The sequence below is a fragment of the Paraburkholderia caballeronis genome, from assembly GCF_900104845.1.
GTDB lineage: Bacteria > Pseudomonadota > Gammaproteobacteria > Burkholderiales > Burkholderiaceae > Paraburkholderia > Paraburkholderia caballeronis.
In genome coordinates this window covers 1,091,738-1,108,463 of record NZ_FNSR01000001.1, presented here as the reverse complement: position 1 = coordinate 1,108,463, position 16,726 = coordinate 1,091,738, and the positions used below count along the sequence as shown (strand labels likewise).

General features: G+C 68.0%; 13 protein-coding genes. 7 read left to right on the top strand and 6 right to left on the bottom strand.

The window, feature by feature from the left end; all coding sequences use genetic code 11:
* Window positions 1-42 precede the first annotated feature (42 nt).
* Window positions 43-1,641 carry an L-aspartate oxidase gene (nadB, locus tag BLV92_RS04895; protein WP_090542768.1) on the top strand — a complete coding sequence of 533 codons (1,599 nt, stop codon included), beginning with the start codon at window positions 43-45 and terminating at the stop codon, window positions 1,639-1,641.
* Between the two features lie 87 nt (window positions 1,642-1,728).
* Here the strand turns inward: nadB and nadC are convergent, their stop codons facing one another.
* From nadC to purN, 6 genes are all read right to left on the bottom strand, one after another.
* Window positions 1,729-2,628: a carboxylating nicotinate-nucleotide diphosphorylase gene (nadC, locus tag BLV92_RS04890; RefSeq protein ID WP_090542766.1), complete on the bottom strand. Its 900-nt coding sequence runs from the start codon at window positions 2,626-2,628 to the stop codon at window positions 1,729-1,731.
* Window positions 2,628-3,758, bottom strand: coding sequence for a quinolinate synthase NadA (gene nadA, locus BLV92_RS04885; protein WP_090542764.1), 1,131 nt, complete (start codon window positions 3,756-3,758; stop codon window positions 2,628-2,630). The genes nadC and nadA overlap by 1 nt, the downstream gene beginning before the upstream one ends.
* A gap of 125 nt (window positions 3,759-3,883) precedes the next feature.
* Window positions 3,884-5,080 carry a DesA family fatty acid desaturase gene (locus tag BLV92_RS04880; RefSeq protein ID WP_090546832.1) on the bottom strand — a complete coding sequence of 399 codons (1,197 nt, stop codon included), beginning with the start codon at window positions 5,078-5,080 and terminating at the stop codon, window positions 3,884-3,886.
* 251 nt (window positions 5,081-5,331) lie between these two features.
* Window positions 5,332-6,732, bottom strand: a complete 1,401-nt coding sequence (locus BLV92_RS04875) for a mechanosensitive ion channel family protein (protein WP_090542762.1) — start codon at window positions 6,730-6,732, stop codon at window positions 5,332-5,334.
* A gap of 106 nt (window positions 6,733-6,838) precedes the next feature.
* Complete coding sequence (locus tag BLV92_RS04870; protein WP_090542760.1) at window positions 6,839-8,179, bottom strand: RsmB/NOP family class I SAM-dependent RNA methyltransferase; 1,341 nt, start codon at window positions 8,177-8,179, stop codon at window positions 6,839-6,841.
* The gene (gene purN, locus BLV92_RS04865; protein ID WP_090542758.1) at window positions 8,176-8,895 is read right to left on the bottom strand and encodes a phosphoribosylglycinamide formyltransferase; all 720 of its coding nucleotides are present in this window, start codon (window positions 8,893-8,895) and stop codon (window positions 8,176-8,178) included. The genes BLV92_RS04870 and purN overlap by 4 nt, the downstream gene beginning before the upstream one ends.
* Before the next feature lie 119 nt (window positions 8,896-9,014).
* On the opposite strand from purN, the gene BLV92_RS04860 reads away from it, so the two are divergent.
* The 6 genes from BLV92_RS04860 to dut all read left to right on the top strand — a co-directional run bounded on the left by BLV92_RS04860 (window position 9,015) and on the right by dut (window position 16,555).
* Complete coding sequence (locus BLV92_RS04860; protein WP_309147452.1) at window positions 9,015-10,031, top strand: bifunctional riboflavin kinase/FAD synthetase; 1,017 nt, start codon at window positions 9,015-9,017, stop codon at window positions 10,029-10,031.
* Between the two features lie 136 nt (window positions 10,032-10,167).
* Window positions 10,168-13,026, top strand: a complete 2,859-nt coding sequence (gene ileS, locus BLV92_RS04855; RefSeq protein WP_090542755.1) for an isoleucine--tRNA ligase — start codon at window positions 10,168-10,170, stop codon at window positions 13,024-13,026.
* Entirely contained in the window at window positions 13,026-13,538 is a 513-nt protein-coding gene (gene lspA, locus BLV92_RS04850) for a signal peptidase II (RefSeq protein WP_090542753.1), read from the top strand. The genes ileS and lspA overlap by 1 nt, the downstream gene beginning before the upstream one ends.
* Before the next feature lie 273 nt (window positions 13,539-13,811).
* Window positions 13,812-15,026: a bifunctional phosphopantothenoylcysteine decarboxylase/phosphopantothenate--cysteine ligase CoaBC gene (gene coaBC, locus BLV92_RS04845; RefSeq protein ID WP_090542751.1), complete on the top strand. Its 1,215-nt coding sequence runs from the start codon at window positions 13,812-13,814 to the stop codon at window positions 15,024-15,026.
* Window positions 15,027-15,078: 52 nt separating this feature from the next.
* Window positions 15,079-16,083: an LLM class flavin-dependent oxidoreductase gene (locus BLV92_RS04840; RefSeq protein WP_090542749.1), complete on the top strand. Its 1,005-nt coding sequence runs from the start codon at window positions 15,079-15,081 to the stop codon at window positions 16,081-16,083.
* A gap of 25 nt (window positions 16,084-16,108) precedes the next feature.
* Window positions 16,109-16,555, top strand: a complete 447-nt coding sequence (gene dut / locus BLV92_RS04835) for a dUTP diphosphatase (protein WP_090542746.1) — start codon at window positions 16,109-16,111, stop codon at window positions 16,553-16,555.
* Window positions 16,556-16,726: the final 171 nt, after the last annotated feature.

Below are 16,726 nucleotides of genomic sequence, written 5' to 3'. Positions count from 1 at the left end.
CGCACCGCCACGACTCAACGGATGAGACGGAGAAGCAGCACCATGAATTTCGATGTGGCGATCGTCGGCAGCGGGCTGGCAGGCCTGAGCGTCGCGCTGAATCTTGCCCAGACGCGGCGCGTCGTCGTGATCGCGAAGCGGTCGATGCTGGAAGGCGCGAGCGATCGCGCGCAGGGCGGCATTGCCGCGGTGCTGGACTCGGCGGACAGCGTCGAGAATCACGTCAGCGACACGCTGATCGCGGGCGGCGGCCTGTGCGACGAAGCCGCGACGCGCTTCATCGTCGAGCACGGCCGCGAAGCGATCGAATGGCTGATCCGCCAGGACGTGCCGTTCACGAAGGACGCCGCCGCCGAACTCGGCTTCCACCTGACCCGCGAAGGCGGCCACAGCCATCGCCGGATCATCCACGCGGCGGACGCGACCGGCCACGCGGTCGTGCAGACGTTGAGCGAGCGCGTGCGCCGCCACCCGAACATCACCGTGCTCGAAGACTACCAGGCGATCGACGTGATCACGTCCGACCGTCTCGGCCTGCCCGGCCGCCGTTGCCACGGCCTCTACGCGCTCGACCTGAACAACGACCGCACGGTGACGATCGAGGCGCCGCATACGGTGCTCGCGACCGGCGGCGCCGGCAAGGTCTACCTGTACACGACGAACCCCGACACCGCGACGGGCGACGGCATCGCGATGGCGTGGCGCGCGGGCTGCCGCGTCGCGAACATGGAGTTCATCCAGTTCCATCCGACGTGCCTGTTCCACCCGCACGCGAAGTCGTTCCTGATTTCGGAGGCGGTGCGCGGCGAAGGCGGCGTGCTGCGCCTGCCCGACGGCACCCGCTTCATGCCCGCTCACGACGAGCGCGCGGAGTTGGCGCCGCGCGACATCGTCGCGCGAGCGATCGACTTCGAGATCAAGAAGCATGGGATCGACTGCGTGTATCTCGACATCAGCCATCAACCGGCGGCGTTCCTCGAAGAGCACTTTCCGACCATCCTCGCGCGCTGCCGCGAGTTCGGCATCGACATCACGAAAGAGCCGATCCCGGTCGTGCCGGCGGCGCACTACACGTGCGGCGGCGTCGTCACGGACCTCGCGGGCCGCACCGATCTCGCGGGTCTGTACGCGGTCGGCGAGGCGTCGTACACCGGCCTGCACGGCGCGAACCGGCTCGCGAGCAATTCGCTGCTCGAATGCCTCGTGATCGGCCGTTCGGCCGCGGAAGCGATCGAGCAGGAAGGATTCGGCGCGGCCGCGCACGCGCCGCTGCCCGACTGGGACGAAAGCCGCGTATCGGACTCCGACGAGGAAGTCGTCGTCGCGCACAACTGGGACGAACTGCGCCGGCTGATGTGGAATTACGTCGGCATCGTGCGGACCGACAAGCGGCTCGCGCGCGCGCAGCATCGGCTGTCGCTGCTGCGCGACGAGATTCACGAGTATTACGCGAATTTCCGCGTGAGCCGCGATCTGCTGGAATTGCGCAATCTGGTCGACGTCGCGTCGTTGATCGTCGAAAGCGCGCGTTCGCGGCGTGAAAGCCGCGGCCTCCACTACAGCCGCGACTGGCCCGGTTCGCTGCCGAAGGCGCTGCCTACCGTGCTGTCGCCGGAACGGGTGCGCAACCGGAACGTGTGATTGCCGGGCATGTGAAAACAAGGAGGCCGCCGTGTAAGCCGGCGGCCTCCTTGTTTCCGGGCCGCAACGGGTGCGGCCCACGCGTCGTCAAACGATCCGCATTGAGAAATCGGTCGCCCGCACGTCCTTCGTCAGCGCGCCGACCGACACGCGATCGACACCGGTTTCGGCAATCGTGCGCACCGTGTCCAGATTGACGCCGCCCGACACTTCCAGCACCGCGCGCCCCGCCGTCACGCGCACTGCGTCGCGCATCGCATCGAACGAGAAGTTGTCGAGCAGGATCGACGTCGCGCCGTGCGCGAGCGCCGTTTCGAGTTGTTCGAGCGTCTCGACCTCGATCTGGATCGGCACGCCGGCATTCAGTGCAAGCGCGGCATCCATCGCCGCGCCGACGCCGCCCGCCGCCGCGATGTGGTTCTCCTTGATCAGGATGCCGTCGTACAGCGCGAGCCGCTGGTTCGCGCCGCCGCCGACGCGCACCGCGTACTTCTGCGCGAGGCGCAGCCCCGGCAGCGTCTTGCGCGTATCGAGCACACGCGTCGTCGTATGCGCGATCGAGTCGACGTAGCGCCGGGTCGCGGTCGCGACGCCGGACAGCAGTTGCAGGAAGTTCATCGCGTTGCGCTCGGCGGTCAGCAGCGAGCGCGCCGGCCCGCGCAGCGAACACACGGCGGTACCCGCCGTCATCCGGTCGCCTTCGCGGTAGTGCCAGCGCACGTCGATGCGCGAATCCACGCGCCGCACCACTTCGTCGAACCACAGCACGCCGCACAGCACCGCGTCCTCGCGCACGACGATGCGCGCATCGCGCACGTCGTCGGCCGGCACGAGCCGTCCGGTCTGGTCGCCCGCGCCGACGTCCTCGGCCAGCGCATCCGCGACGTTGCGCGCGAGCGCCGCGTCGAACGCCGCGCCGTACTGCGCGCGCACCTCGTCGAGCAGCGGCGACGCCGCGCCGACGCCGATCAGTTCCCGTGCGCCCATCACGCGGCCCCCACCTGCGAAAACAGCGAGGCGTCGCGCGCGAGATCGCCGCTCGCCTGCACGCGCCGCTTGTGCTCGGCGGCGAACGCGAGCATCCGGTCGATCGGCACGCGTGCGCGCTCGCCGATCGACGGCTCGACGAAAATCTCGTTATGCCCGCGCTCCAGCACGTCCGCGAGGTTCGCGAGACCGTTCATCGCCATCCACGGGCAGTGCGCGCAGCTCTTGCAGGTCGCGCTGTTGCCGGCCGTCGGCGCCTCGATGAAAGTCTTGCCCGGCGCCGCAAGCTGCATCTTGTGCAGGATGCCGAGGTCGGTCGCGACGATGAAACGCTGCGCGTCGAGCTTCACGGCCGCATCGATGAGTTGCGTGGTCGAGCCGACGACGTCCGCCAGCGCGACGACGCCTTCCGGCGACTCCGGATGTACGAGCACCTTCGCATCCGGATACTCGGCGCGCAGCAGGTCCAGTTCGACGCCCTTGAACTCGTCGTGCACGAGGCACGAGCCCTGCCACAGCAGCATGTCCGCGCCGGTCTTTTTCTGGATGTAGCTGCCGAGGTGGCGGTCCGGCGCCCAGATGATCTTTTCGCCGCGCGCATGCAGATCGGCGACGATCTCCAGCCCGATCGACGACGTGACCATCCAGTCCGCGCGCGCCTTCACCGCCGCGCTCGTGTTCGCATAAACGACGACCGTGCGGTCCGGATGCGCGTCGCAGAACGCGGAAAACTCGTCGGCCGGACAGCCGAGATCAAGCGAGCAGGTCGCGTCGAGGTCCGGCATCAGGATGCGCTTGCCCGGACTCAGGATTTTCGCGGTCTCGCCCATGAAGCGCACGCCGGCGACGACCAGCGTCTGCGCGTCGTGATCGCGGCCGAAGCGCGCCATTTCGAGCGAGTCGGCCACGCAGCCGCCGGTCTCGTCCGCCAGTTCCTGCAACTCCGCATCGACGTAATAGTGCGCGACGAGCACCGCCTTCTCGCGCTTGAGCAGCGCGCGAATACGTTCCTTCAATGTCGCGCGCTCAGCCGCGGCCGGCGCGTCGGGCACCCTCGCCCACGCCTCGCCGACGCGGCACGTCGCGCCCTGCGGCCGGTCGTATTCGACCATCCTGATCGCCTGACTCATGATCCCCTCTGCGCTGCCGTTCGCCGCGGGAAACGCACACTTGCGTTCGCACGGCCTGAAAACAAAAAACCCCGCCAACGCGGGGTTTTGTGACGTAACACGATTTTAATGGATTTCTTTCCGGGTCATGCGTATCGCCGCAGGCGCATCGAGAATTCCTGCAGCGCCTTGATCCCGCTTTGTTCGGCGCGATGACACCAATCCTGAAGCTGCGCGAGCAGTTGTTCGCGCGACGCGCTCGAACGCTCCCAGATCGCGGCCAGTTCGTTGCGCAGTTCGATGAACGTGCGCAGTTTCTGGCTGTCCGCAAAAATTTGCGGCAACTGGCGCTTCTGCGGCTCGTCGAGGCTCGCCTCTTCCTTGTCGAACCACTTGCGCGCGCCGCGCATCAGCTGGTATTTCTCGCGCGCGCCGACTTCCTTCAGATGCGCCAGCTCCTGCCGGTACGCCTGCTTCACGGCCTTCGCGTAACGCGCCATCACTTCGTAGCGGTTCGACAGCACGGCCTGCAGCGTCTCGTGGTCGGGCACGGCCTTGCCGGCCGTCAGGCGCGGCGTCGGCGCGACCTTCTTCACTTTCGCGAGGCCGACCGCCGACATCAGGCGGATGTACATCCAGCCGATGTCGAACTCGTACCACTTGTTCGACAGCTTCGCGGACGTCGCGAACGTATGGTGGTTGTTATGCAGTTCCTCGCCGCCGATGATGATGCCGATCGGGAACAGGTTCGTGCTCGCATCCGACGAGTTGAAGTTGCGGTAGCCCCAGAAGTGGCCGAGCCCGTTGACGACGCCAGCCGCCCAGAACGGGATCCAGACCATCTGCACGGCCCACACCGTCAGGCCGACGATGCCGAACAGCGCGACGTCGATCACCATCATCAGCGAGATGCCGAGGATCGGGTACTTCGAGTAGACGTTGCGCTCCATCCAGTCGTTCGGCGTGCCGTGGCTGAAGCGGCGCATCGTCTCTTCGTTCTTCGCTTCGGCGCGATAGAGTTCCGCGCCTTCGAGCAGCACCTTCCAGATGCCGCGCGTCTGCGGGCTGTGCGGATCCTCTTCGGTTTCGCACTTCGCGTGATGCTTGCGGTGGATCGCCGCCCACTGGCCGGTCAGCATGCCGGTCGTCATCCACAGCCAGAAGCGGAAGAAATGGCTCGCGACCGGATGCAGGTCGAGCGCGCGGTGCGCCTGGCAGCGATGCAGATAGACCGTCACGCCGACGATCGTGATGTGCGTGGCGATTGCGGCGAACAACAGGATCTGCCACCACGAGAAACGCAGCAGCCCGTTGGCGAGGAAATCGAGCAGGGAATTCAACAAGGTCATATACCCGTGTAACCAGAACGCCGGCTCGCGCCGGCAAACGCCGATGTCAAGAAAGTGAAAGCGTCGGCAAGACTGGACGGCATTCTACTAGAACCGCTCCAAGTGTTTGTAACAAATGGGGATTTTTTTCGTCGCGGCACATCTGTGCGACCGCGCCACGACGGTTCCGTTCCCCGCCTTGGACCATCTGCCGCATATGCCGTTCTCCGTGCAGAATCGACCGCCTCCGCCCGTCCCGGTGGCCGCTACGCCGCCGCCGTGCCGGGCGCGTCGTTCGCCGGCGGCTCCTTGACCGGCGCGGCGCCCACCGCCATGGCAACCGTCGCCGGGCCGCCCGGCAGGATCGCGTCGCCGCCGTCCGCGCCGATGATCCGCACTTCCCGCTGCGCGAACGGAATCGAGATCCCGTGCTCGCCGTAGAGCCGCCAGATGTTCAGGTTGACCGCCGAGCGCACGCCCGCCGTCCCGTTCGCCGCGTCGGCGATCCAGAAACCGAGTTCGAGGTTGATCCCGTCCGCGCCGAAACCCGCCAGATACGGCGTCGGCGGCGGATCGGCAAGCACCCGGTCGACGCCTTCCGCCGCCTGCGCGAGCAGTTTCATCGCGAGTTCGAGGTCCGACGTGTACGCGACCTGCACCGCCGCCTTCGCGTAACCGCGCGTCAGGAACGACGACTGGTTCTGCACGACGTCGGTAATCAGCTTCTCGTTCGGAATCAGCGTCTCGATCCCGTCGAGCCCGCGCACCACCGTGTAGCGGGTGCGGATCTGCGTGACCTTGCCCTGCAGGCCGCTCACGTTGATCGAGTCGCCGAGGTGCAGCGACCGGTCGAGCAGGATGATGAAGCCGGACACGTAATTGCTCGCGATCTTCTGCAAGCCGAAGCCGAGGCCGACGCCGAGCGCGCCGCCGAACACGCCGAGCACCGTGATGTCGATGCCGACGAGCGACAGGCTGACCAGCACCGCCGCGAGCATCAGCAGCGCGCGCCCGACGCGCGCCAGCACGACGCGCAGGTTCGCGTCGAGCGTGGTGGCCCGCATCAGCCGGTCTTCGAGCGCGCCGCCCGCCCACGTCGCGACGACCATCGTCACGCAGACCCACAGCAGGCCGTTCGCGAGCGACAGCAGCGTCACGTGGACGGTGCCGATCCGCACCCGCACGCTTTCCATCCATGCGAGCACGTCGTCCTGGATGCCGAGCACGGTCAGCACCATGCCGACCCACACGACGAGCGACACGACCCGCTCGACGAGCGACAGCCACGCGCGCGTCTGCCCGCTGCGGCCGAACACGCGCCGCGCGAGATAGAACACGATGTAGATCAGCCCGATGCCGAACAGCGGCACCAGCGCGAGGTCGAGCAGCCACGTGTGGATGAAGCTGCGCGCGATGTCGCGCGCGAGCCAGACGAACACCGCGCCGATCAGCGGGAAAAACGCCTTGTTCAGGCTTTCCGCGCCGAAATGCGGCCGCCCTTCGTGGCGGGCCTGACGGCGCGCGTCGAGCGCGCGCCGCACGAATCGCGCGGCGAACCACGCGAGCACCAGCGTGCCGATCAACACCGCCGCCTGCCAGAGCATGACCGGCTGGCCGTAGTCGCGAACGACGCCGCCCAGCATGTGAGAGAGCAACCGGTTTTCCATGGTCCTGTGAATTGCACGCGCCGCGCGGACGGTTTCCGACCGGAGTCCGGACCGCCCGCGCGGCGCTTTTGCTTCCTGCTTCTATCCTGCTTCTACTTCCTGCCCGTCACTGGCCCGGCTCAGCGGGCGCGTCGGCCAGCGCGTCCGGCAGCGCCGCCGCTTCCGTCTGCTCCGCGGACGGCTTCGCGTCGCCGCGGCGCTCCAGCACCGCCGCGAAAAAGCCGTCGGTCGCGTGCCGGTGCGGCCACAGCGACAGATACTCGCCGGTGTCGAGGTCGATCCGCTGTTCCGCGAGCACGTCGCGCGCGCTGACCAGCACGAACTCCGGATGCGCGTCGAGGAACTGCTTCACGACCGCCTCGTTTTCGGCTTCGAGGATACTGCACGTCGCGTACACGAGCCGCCCGCCGCGCTTCACGAGGCGCGCGGCGCTCGTGAGGATCGAAAGCTGCTTCGGCGCGAGTTCCGCGACGGAATCCGGCGTCTGCCGCCACTTCAGGTCCGGATTGCGGCGCAGCGTGCCGAGGCCGCTGCACGGCGCGTCGACCAGCACGCGGTCGAGCTTGCCCGCGAGCCGCTTGATCTTCGCGTCGTGCTCGCTGTCGATCAGCACCGGGTTCACGTTCGACAGCCCGCTGCGCGCGAGGCGCGGCTTCAGTTTCGCGAGCCGCCGCTCGGACACGTCGAACGCATACAGCCGGCCGGTCGAGCGCATCGCCGCGCCGAGCGCGAGCGTCTTGCCGCCGGCGCCCGCGCAGAAATCCGCGATCATCTCGCCGCGACGCGGCGCGACGAGCGAGCACAGCAGTTGACTGCCCTCGTCCTGCACCTCGAACCAGCCGTTCGTGAACGCGTCGAGCTTCGACAGCGCCGGCTTGCCGTCGATCCGCACGCCGTACGGCGCGAACGTGGTCGGCGCGGCGTCGATGCCGGCCGCCGCGAGCGACTTCAGCAGTTCGTCGCGGCTCGCCTTGATCGGGTTCGCGCGCAGGTCGAGCGGCGCCGGATAGTTCAGCGCGGCCGCGAGCTGCGCGAGTTCCGCCGGCTCGAAACGGGTTTCAAGCGCGCGCAGGATCCAGTCCGGCAGATTCATCTGCACGCGCAGCGGCAGGCTCGCCGGATCGATCTTCGACACGTGTTCGAGCCAGCCCGCTTCCGCGTCCGACACGAACGGCCGCACCGCCGAGCGGCCGGCCGTCTGCATCAGCCCGAGCAGCGCGAGACGCCGCGCCGGGCTGCCGCTGCCGCTCTCCGCGAGATGCGCGAACTCCATCCGGCGGCGCAGCACCGCGAACACCGCCTCGGCGATCACGCCGCGCTCGCTGTGGCCGAGCTTCGGGTGTGCGCGGAAGAACCGGCTCGTCACCGCGTCCGCGGGACCGGTGAACTTCAATACGTCGGCCAGCAACGTCTCGGTCTGTCCGATCAGAAAACCATGTAGCCTCATGCGCCCTCCCCGGCGGTGTGTCCAGCTCTGTTTGCTTCGTCAAGGAAGAGCCATTGCGGCCCCGATTGGTCCGGCGACGGGTCCGGCGATGCCGGCGATCCCGCTTGCTGCGCCGGCGCGAGCGTCACGCGCATTCCGTCGGACGCGAGGCGCCCATCGACGAACCAGCGCACCGCCCGCGGATAGATCAGATGCTCGGTTTCGAGCACGCGGGCCGCGAGCGTCGCCGCGTCGTCGCCCGGCCGCACCGGCACCGCCGCCTGCGCGACGATCGGCCCGTGGTCGAGGCGCGGCGTCACGAAGTGGACCGTCGCGCCGTGCACCCGCACGCCGGCGTCGAGCGCCTGCTGGTGCGTCTTCAGTCCGGGAAAACTCGGCAGCAGCGACGGATGCACGTTCAGCATCCGGCCCGCGTAGCGTTCGACGAACCCGTCGGTCAGCACGCGCATGAAGCCGGCGAGCACGACGAGGTCCGGCGCGAAGCGGTCGATTTCCGCCGCAAGGGCCGCATCGAACGCCGCGCGGTCGGGATACGGGCGGTGATCGACCACCGCCGTGGTTATGCCATGGGATGCCGCGAACGCAAGGCCCGCGGCGTCGGGCCGGTTCGCAATCACGGCGGCGACGCGCGCCGGCCAGCGTTCGCGCTCGCACGCGCGCACGATGGCTTCCATGTTGCTGCCCCGTCCCGAAATCAGGATCACAAGATTTTTCATCCGCGGATTTTATCATCGCGGCCTCCCCCCGCCGCGGCCGCGGCGGCGGTCGCCCCGCCGAGCGTTTATAATCTCCTGTTTCGTTGCGGCCCACCCGGAATGCGGGCCGCGCTTTCGCTCTGCGCAATCCTGGTCCCGCTATCGTGAGAGTCTTCCGCGGTCTTCCCAATGCCGAAAGCCGCGCGCCGTGCGCGCTGACGATCGGCAATTTCGACGGTGTCCACCGCGGACATCAGGCGCTGCTCGCGCGCGTGCGCGCGGCCGCCGACGCGCGCGGCCTGCCGGTCTGCGTGATGACCTTCGAGCCGCACCCGCGCGAGTTCTTCAACCCGGCCGGCGCGCCGCCGCGCATCGCGATGCTGCGCGACAAGCTGGAGTCGCTGCGCGTGAACGGCGTGGACCGCGTCGTCGTCGAGCATTTCAACCATACGTTCGCGAGCCAGTCGCCGGACGCGTTCGTCGAGCGGATCATCGTCGGCGGGCTGCACGCGCGCTGGATGATGATCGGCGACGACTTCCGCTACGGCGCGAAGCGCGCCGGCGATTTCTCGTCGCTCAAGGCAGCCGGCGAACGTTACGGCTTCGAGGTCGAGCAGATGGCGACCGTCGCGGATCCGTCCGGCGCGCGCATCTCCAGTTCCGGCGTGCGCGCGGCATTGCAGGCGGGCGACCTCGACGCGGCGCGCGCCGCGCTCGGCCGCGGTTATGCGATCAGCGGCCACGTCACGCACGGCATGAAGCTCGGCCGCGACCTCGGCTTCCCGACGCTGAACCTGCCGATCGGCCACAAGCGGCCGGCGCTCGCGGGCATCTTCGTCGTGCAGGTGCACGGCCTCGCGGACAGCCCGCTGCCCGGCGTCGCGAGCCTCGGGCTGCGGCCGACCGTCGACGACTCGGGCCGCGTGCTGCTCGAAGTCCACCTGCTCGACTGGCACGGCGACGCATACGGCAAGCTGGTGCGCGTCGAATTCCTGAAGAAGCTGCGCGACGAGGAGAAGTTCGTCGACCTCGAAGCGCTCGGCGCGGCGATCGCACGCGACGTCGCGAACGCGCGCGCGTGGTTCGCTGCGTCCGGCGCTCACGCGGGCAGCCGCTCGACCGGCTTCGCCACGTCGGCCACCGACCGAATTAGATGACCTCGCGGCCCGTGCGCGCCCGACGCCGCACGGACCCGCCGCACCCTGCGCCGACGCCGGCGCGCGACGCGACGGCTGCGCGGCCCCGCCTGCCGCGCCCGGCGCCCTGCCTCCCCGAATTCACCGTGATCTCACCATGAGCGACAAGAAAGCCAGTTCCAAACCCGGCAAGACCGAGTCGAAATATCCCGTCAACCTGCTCGACACGCCGTTCCCGATGCGCGGCGACCTGCCGAAGCGCGAGCCCCAGTGGGTGAAGGAGTGGCAGGACAACCGGATCTACGAGAAGATCCGCGCGGCCTCCAAAGGCCGCAAGAAGTTTATCCTGCACGACGGCCCGCCGTATGCGAACGGCGACATCCACCTCGGCCACGCGGTGAACAAGATCCTGAAGGACATGATCGTGAAGGCGCGCAATCTCGCGGGCTTCGACGCGGTCTACGTGCCCGGCTGGGACTGCCACGGCATGCCGATCGAGATCCAGATCGAGAAGCAGTTCGGCAAATCGCTGCCCGCCGCCGAGGTGATGAAGAAGGCGCGCGAGTACGCGGCCGGCCAGATCGAGACGCAGAAGGCGGGCTTCCGCCGCCTCGGCGTGCTCGGCGACTGGGACAACCCGTACAAGACGATGAACTTCGTGAACGAGGCGGGCGAGATCCGCGCGCTCGCGAAGATCATCGAGAAGGGTTACGTGTTCCGCGGCCTGAAGCCGGTGAACTGGTGCTTCGACTGCGGCTCGGCGCTCGCGGAAGCGGAAGTCGAGTACAAGGACAAGACCGATCCGACGATCGACGTGATGTTCCCGTTCGCGCAGCCGCAGGAAACCGCGGCCGCGTTCGGGCTCGCGTCGCTGCCGCGCGCCGGGGGTGACAACGCAGGCGGCATCGTGATCTGGACCACGACGCCGTGGACGATCCCCGCGAACCAGGCGCTGAACGTGCATCCGGAGATCGTGTACGCGCTCGTCGACACGCCGCGCGGCCTGCTGATCCTCGCGGAAGAACGCGTCGAGGCATGCCTGAAGGACTTCGGCCTGGAAGGCTCGGTGATCGCGACGACCCCGGGCGAAAAGCTCGCGAACCTGCGCTTCCACCATCCGCTCGCGTCGCTGCATCCGGCGTACCGCCGCACGTCGCCGGTCTATCTCGGCGACTACGTGACGACCGATACCGGCACCGGCATCGTCCACTCGGCGCCCGCGTACGGCGTCGAAGACTTCGCGTCGTGCAAGGCGCACGGGATGGCCGACTCTGACATCCTCGGCCCGGTGATGGGCGACGGCCGCTACATCGAATCGCTCGCGCTGTTCGGCGGCCTCACGATCTGGGCCGCGAACCCCAAGATCGTCGACGCGCTCGAAGAAGCCGGCACGCTGCTGCGCACCGAGAAGTATCTGCACAGCTACATGCACTGCTGGCGCCACAAGACGCCGATCATCTACCGCGCGACGTCGCAGTGGTTCGCCGGCATGGACGTGACGCCGAACGACGGCGGCAAGACGCTGCGCGAAACCGCGCTCGAAGGGATCGAGGCGACGGCGTTTTATCCGTCGTGGGGCAAGCAGCGTCTCTTCGCGATGATCGCGAACCGGCCGGACTGGACGCTCTCGCGCCAGCGCCAGTGGGGCGTGCCGATGGCGTTCTTCGTGCACAAGGAAACCGGCGAGCTGCATCCGCGCACGCTGGAACTGCTCGAAGAAGTCGCGCAGCGTGTCGAGAAGGCAGGCATCGAGGCATGGCAGACGCTCGATCCGCGCGAACTGATCGGCGACGACGCGAACCTGTACGAGAAGAACCGCGACACGCTCGACGTGTGGTTCGACTCCGGCACCACGCACTGGCACGTGCTGCGCGGCTCGCACAAGGACGAACTGCAGTTCCCGGCCGACCTGTATCTCGAAGGCTCGGACCAGCATCGCGGCTGGTTCCACTCGTCGCTCCTGACCGCGTCGATGCTCGACGGCCGCCCGCCGTACAACGCGCTGCTCACGCACGGCTTCACCGTCGACGGCGAAGGCCGCAAGATGAGCAAGTCGCTCGGCAACGGCGTCGATCCGCATGAAGTGTCGAACCGCCTCGGCGCGGAAATCATCCGGCTGTGGATCGCATCGACCGACTATTCGGGCGAACTCGCGATCTCCGAGGAAATCCTGAAGCGCGTGACCGAAGGTTATCGGCGCATCCGCAACACGCTGCGTTTCCTGCTCGCGAACCTGTCCGACTTCGACTACGGTCAGCACGCGCTGCCGGTGGCCGACTGGCTGGAGATCGACCGTTATGCCGTCGCGCTGACGGCCGGCCTGCAACGCGACGTGCTCGCGCACTACGACCGCTACGAGTTCCATCCGGTCGTCGCGAAACTGCAGACGTTCTGCTCGGAAGACCTGGGCGGCTTCTATCTGGACGTGCTGAAGGACCGCCTGTACACGAGCGCGCCGGATTCGCGCGCGCGCCGCGCCGCGCAGACCGCGCTGTATCACATCACGCACGGCCTGCTGCGCATCCTCGCGCCGTTCCTGTCGTTCACCGCCGAGGAAGCGTGGAAGGTGTTCGAGCCGCAGAGCGACACGATCTTCACCGAAACGTATCACGCGTATCCGGACGTGCCGCAGGCCGATGCGCTGGTCGACAAGTGGACGCTGCTGCGCGCCGTGCGCGGCGACGTGACGAAGGCGCTTGAAGAAGCGCGCGTCGCGAACCAGATCGGCTCGTCGCTGCAGGCCGAAGTGCGGATCCGCGCGAGCGGCGCGCGTTACGACGCGCTCGCGAGCCTCGACGACGACCTGAAGTTCGTGCTCATCACGTCGGCGGCGGAAGTCGCGAAGGTGGACAGCGCCGACGACGAAGGCATCGATGTGATCACGTCGAAGTACCTGAAGTGCGAACGCTGCTGGCACTACCGCGAGGACGTCGGCGCGGACGCCGCACATCCGACGCTGTGCGGCCGCTGCGTCGCGAACCTGTTCGGCAGCGGCGAAACGAGGAGCGCGGCATAATGGCCAAGGCTCTGACGAAGCAGCGTGGTAGCGGCGCGGGCGGTTCGCTCGCGCCGTGGCTCGGCGTCGCGCTGATCGTGATTCTCGCGGATCAACTGACGAAGATCGCGGTCGCACGCGTGTTCAGCTACGGCCAGGTCCGCGAGATCACGTCGTTCTTCAACCTCGTGCTCGTGTACAACCGCGGCGCGGCGTTCAGCTTCCTCGCGGCGGCCGGCGGCTGGCAGCGCTGGGCGTTCACCGTGCTCGGCGTGGTCGCGGCGCTCGTGATCTGCTACCTGCTGAAGCGCCACTCCGCGCAGCGGCTGTTCTGCACTGCGCTCGCGCTGATTCTCGGCGGCGCGCTCGGCAACGTGATCGACCGGCTGGTCTACGGCCACGTGATCGACTTCCTCGACTTCCACGTAGGCGGCTGGCACTGGCCGGCGTTCAACGTCGCGGACAGCGCGATCACGATCGGCGCGGTGCTGCTGGTGTTCGACGAGCTGCGCCGCGTGCGCGGCTCGCGCTGAGGGGTGGAGTGGCGGTTGAATGGCCGGCGCGGGTTGGTGTGGGGCCTCGCCGGGCGCTAACGACAAGCCTTGCATGGGGCCGCACTACGCGCTAAAGCACCAAGTGCGGCCGACAGCTTTGCATGGGGCCGCTCCAGGCGCTAAAGCGCCAAGTGCAGCCGACAGCTTTGCATGGGGCCGCTCCAGGCGCTAAAGCGCCAAGTGCGGCCGACAGCTTTGCATGGGGCTGCTCCAGGCGCTAAAGCGCCAAGAGCGGCCGACAGGAGACGTCACTTGAGCACCGCAGAACTCGCTGGAAAACACCTGGTCCTCGGCATGACGGGCGGCATCGCCTGCTACAAGATCGCCGAACTGACGCGCCTGCTGACGAAGGCCGGCGCAACCGTGCAGGTCGTAATGACCGACGCGGCAACGCAGTTCATCACGCCAGTCACGATGCAAGCGCTGTCCGGACGCCCGGTCTACACAAGCCAGTGGGACGGCCGCGTGCCGAACAACATGGCGCACATCGACCTGTCGCGCGGCGCGGATGCGATCGTGATCGCGCCCGCCTCCACCGACTTTCTCGCGAAACTCGCACACGGCTTCGCCGACGATCTGCTCTCTACACTGTGCGTCGCGCGCGACTGCCCGCTGCTCGTCGTGCCAGCGATGAACCGGCAGATGTGGTCGAACCCGGCGACGCAGCGCAACGTCGCGCAGCTGCGCGCCGACGGCATCGAAACGCTCGGCCCCGACTCCGGCCCGCAGGCGTGCGGCGAGATCGGCGACGGCCGGATGCTGGAGCCGGCAGCCGTCTACGAAGCGATCACCGCGTTCTTCACGCCAAAGACGCTCGCCGGCCGCCGCGTGCTGCTGACCGCCGGCCCGACGTTCGAGCCGATCGATCCGGTGCGCGGCATCACGAACCGGTCGAGCGGCAAGATGGGCTTCGCGCTCGCGCGCGCCGCGCAGCAGGCCGGCGCGGACGTGCATCTGGTCGCGGGGCCGGTCGCGCTCGATACGCCGTGGGGCGTCTACCGCGAGGACGTGCAGACCGCGCAGCAGATGCACGACGCGGTGATGCGCGCAGTGCCCGACTACGACGTGTTCATCGGCGTCGCGGCGGTCGCGGACTGGCGCGTCGACCACGTGAGCGCGGAGAAGATCAAGAAGACCGCCGACCGGCGGATTCCGGAATTCGCGTTCGTCGAGAACCCGGACATCCTCGCATCGGTTGCCGCGCTGCCCCATCCGCCGTACTGCGTCGGTTTCGCGGCCGAGAGCGGCGACCTCGACGTGCACGGCGAGGAAAAGCGCGTGCGCAAGAAGGTGCCGCTGCTGATCGGCAACCTCGGGCCGCTGACGTTCGGCCTCGACGACAACGAAGTCATCCTGTTCGAAGCGGGCGGCCGCACGAAGCTGCCGCGCGCCGACAAGCAGTCGCTCGCGCGCGCGCTGGTCGCCGAGATCGCGCGGCGTCTGCCGGACCAGAGCATCATCTCGTGACGCGCGCCCAGCGCGGCGCGCAGTCCGAACGGAACCCCGGAGCGGTACTGCCATGACGCTACTTTCCGTACTCGACCAGTCGCCCGTGATCGCCGGGCACACGGCGGCCGACGCGATCGCCGCGACCGTCGAACTCGCCCAGCTCGCCGACGACCTCGGCTACACGCGCTACTGGTGCGCCGAGCACCATGGGCTGCTCGGCGTCTGCAATCCGTGTCCCGAGGTGATGCTCGCGCGGCTCGGCAGCGTGACGAAGCGCATCCGGATCGGCTCCGGCGGCGTGATGCTGCCGTACTACAGCCCGTTCAAGGTCGCCGAGCAGTTCATGATGCTCGAAGCGCTGTTTCCGAACCGCGTCGACCTCGGCGTGGGCCGGGCGCCGGGCGGCGACATGCGCACCGCGCAGGCGGTCGCGGCCGGCGAATACAACCGCGGCGATATCTTCGCGGAACAGGTGCGCGACCTCGTCGGCCTGATGGAAGGCAAGCTGCCCGCCGACCACGTCGCGCACGGCGTCGTGCTGCAGCCGCAGATCGACACGCGCCCGCAGTTGTGGGTGCTCGGGTCGAGCGACTTCGGCGGCCTGCTTGCCGCGCAGTTCGGGTTGCGCTTCTCGTTCGCGCATTTCATCAACGCGCACTTCGGGCATCTGGTCGCAGAAACGTATCGCGAGCGCTTCACCGCCGGCCACGAGGCGAAGCCGTATCTGGCCGCCGCCGTGTTCGCGATCTGCGCGGACACCGAAGCCGAAGCCGCCGAACTCGAAAAAGCCGTCGACCTGCGCCGCGTGCAGATGGCCTACGGCCTCAACGCGCCGATTCCGAATATCGCGCAAGGGCTCGCGCAGGAATACGGCGAACGCGAACGGCTCGTGATCGACCGCGAAAAACCACGCAGCGTCATCGGCACGCCGGAAATCGTCACCGAACGGCTCGTCGCGTTGCAGGAACGCTTCCAGGCCGACGAACTGATCGTGCTGACCGTCGCCGGCAGTTATGCGGCGCGGCTGCGCTCCTACGAACTGCTGGCCGACGCGTTCCAGCTTCCCCGCTCCTGATTCCGTCCGTACCCGCAACGACTCAATGAAAATCGACCTGAAGATCCTGAACGAACGCATCCGCGACCAGTTGCCCCATTACGCGACGCCGGGCAGCGCCGGGCTCGACCTGCGCGCATGCATCGACGCGCCGCTGACGCTCGAACCCGGCCAGACCGCGCTCGTGCCGACCGGCCTCGCGATCCACGTCGCGGATCCGGGTTATGCGGCGCTGATCCTGCCGCGTTCGGGGCTCGGCCACAAGCACGGCGTCGTGCTCGGCAATCTGGTCGGGCTGATCGACTCCGACTACCAGGGCGAACTGATGATCTCGACGTGGAACCGCGGACAGACGACGTTCACACTGAATCCGTTCGAACGTCTCGCGCAACTGGTGATCGTGCCGGTCGTGCAGGCGCAGTTCAATATCGTCGAGGATTTCGACGCGAGCGAGCGCGGCACTGGCGGGTTCGGCAGCACCGGCAAGCATTGACGGAGTGCGTCGAGGCGTTCGTGTCGCGTCATTCGGCGAACAGCGGCGGTTCTAACCCGCCCTCACCGTTGGTCGCCATTGCCAGCGTGGCGTCATTGCGCGATGCCGTTACGGCGACGGCCGCCGAACCCAGGGCCGCCGCGTAACGTCGGCTTGCGCATTGCTCTCATG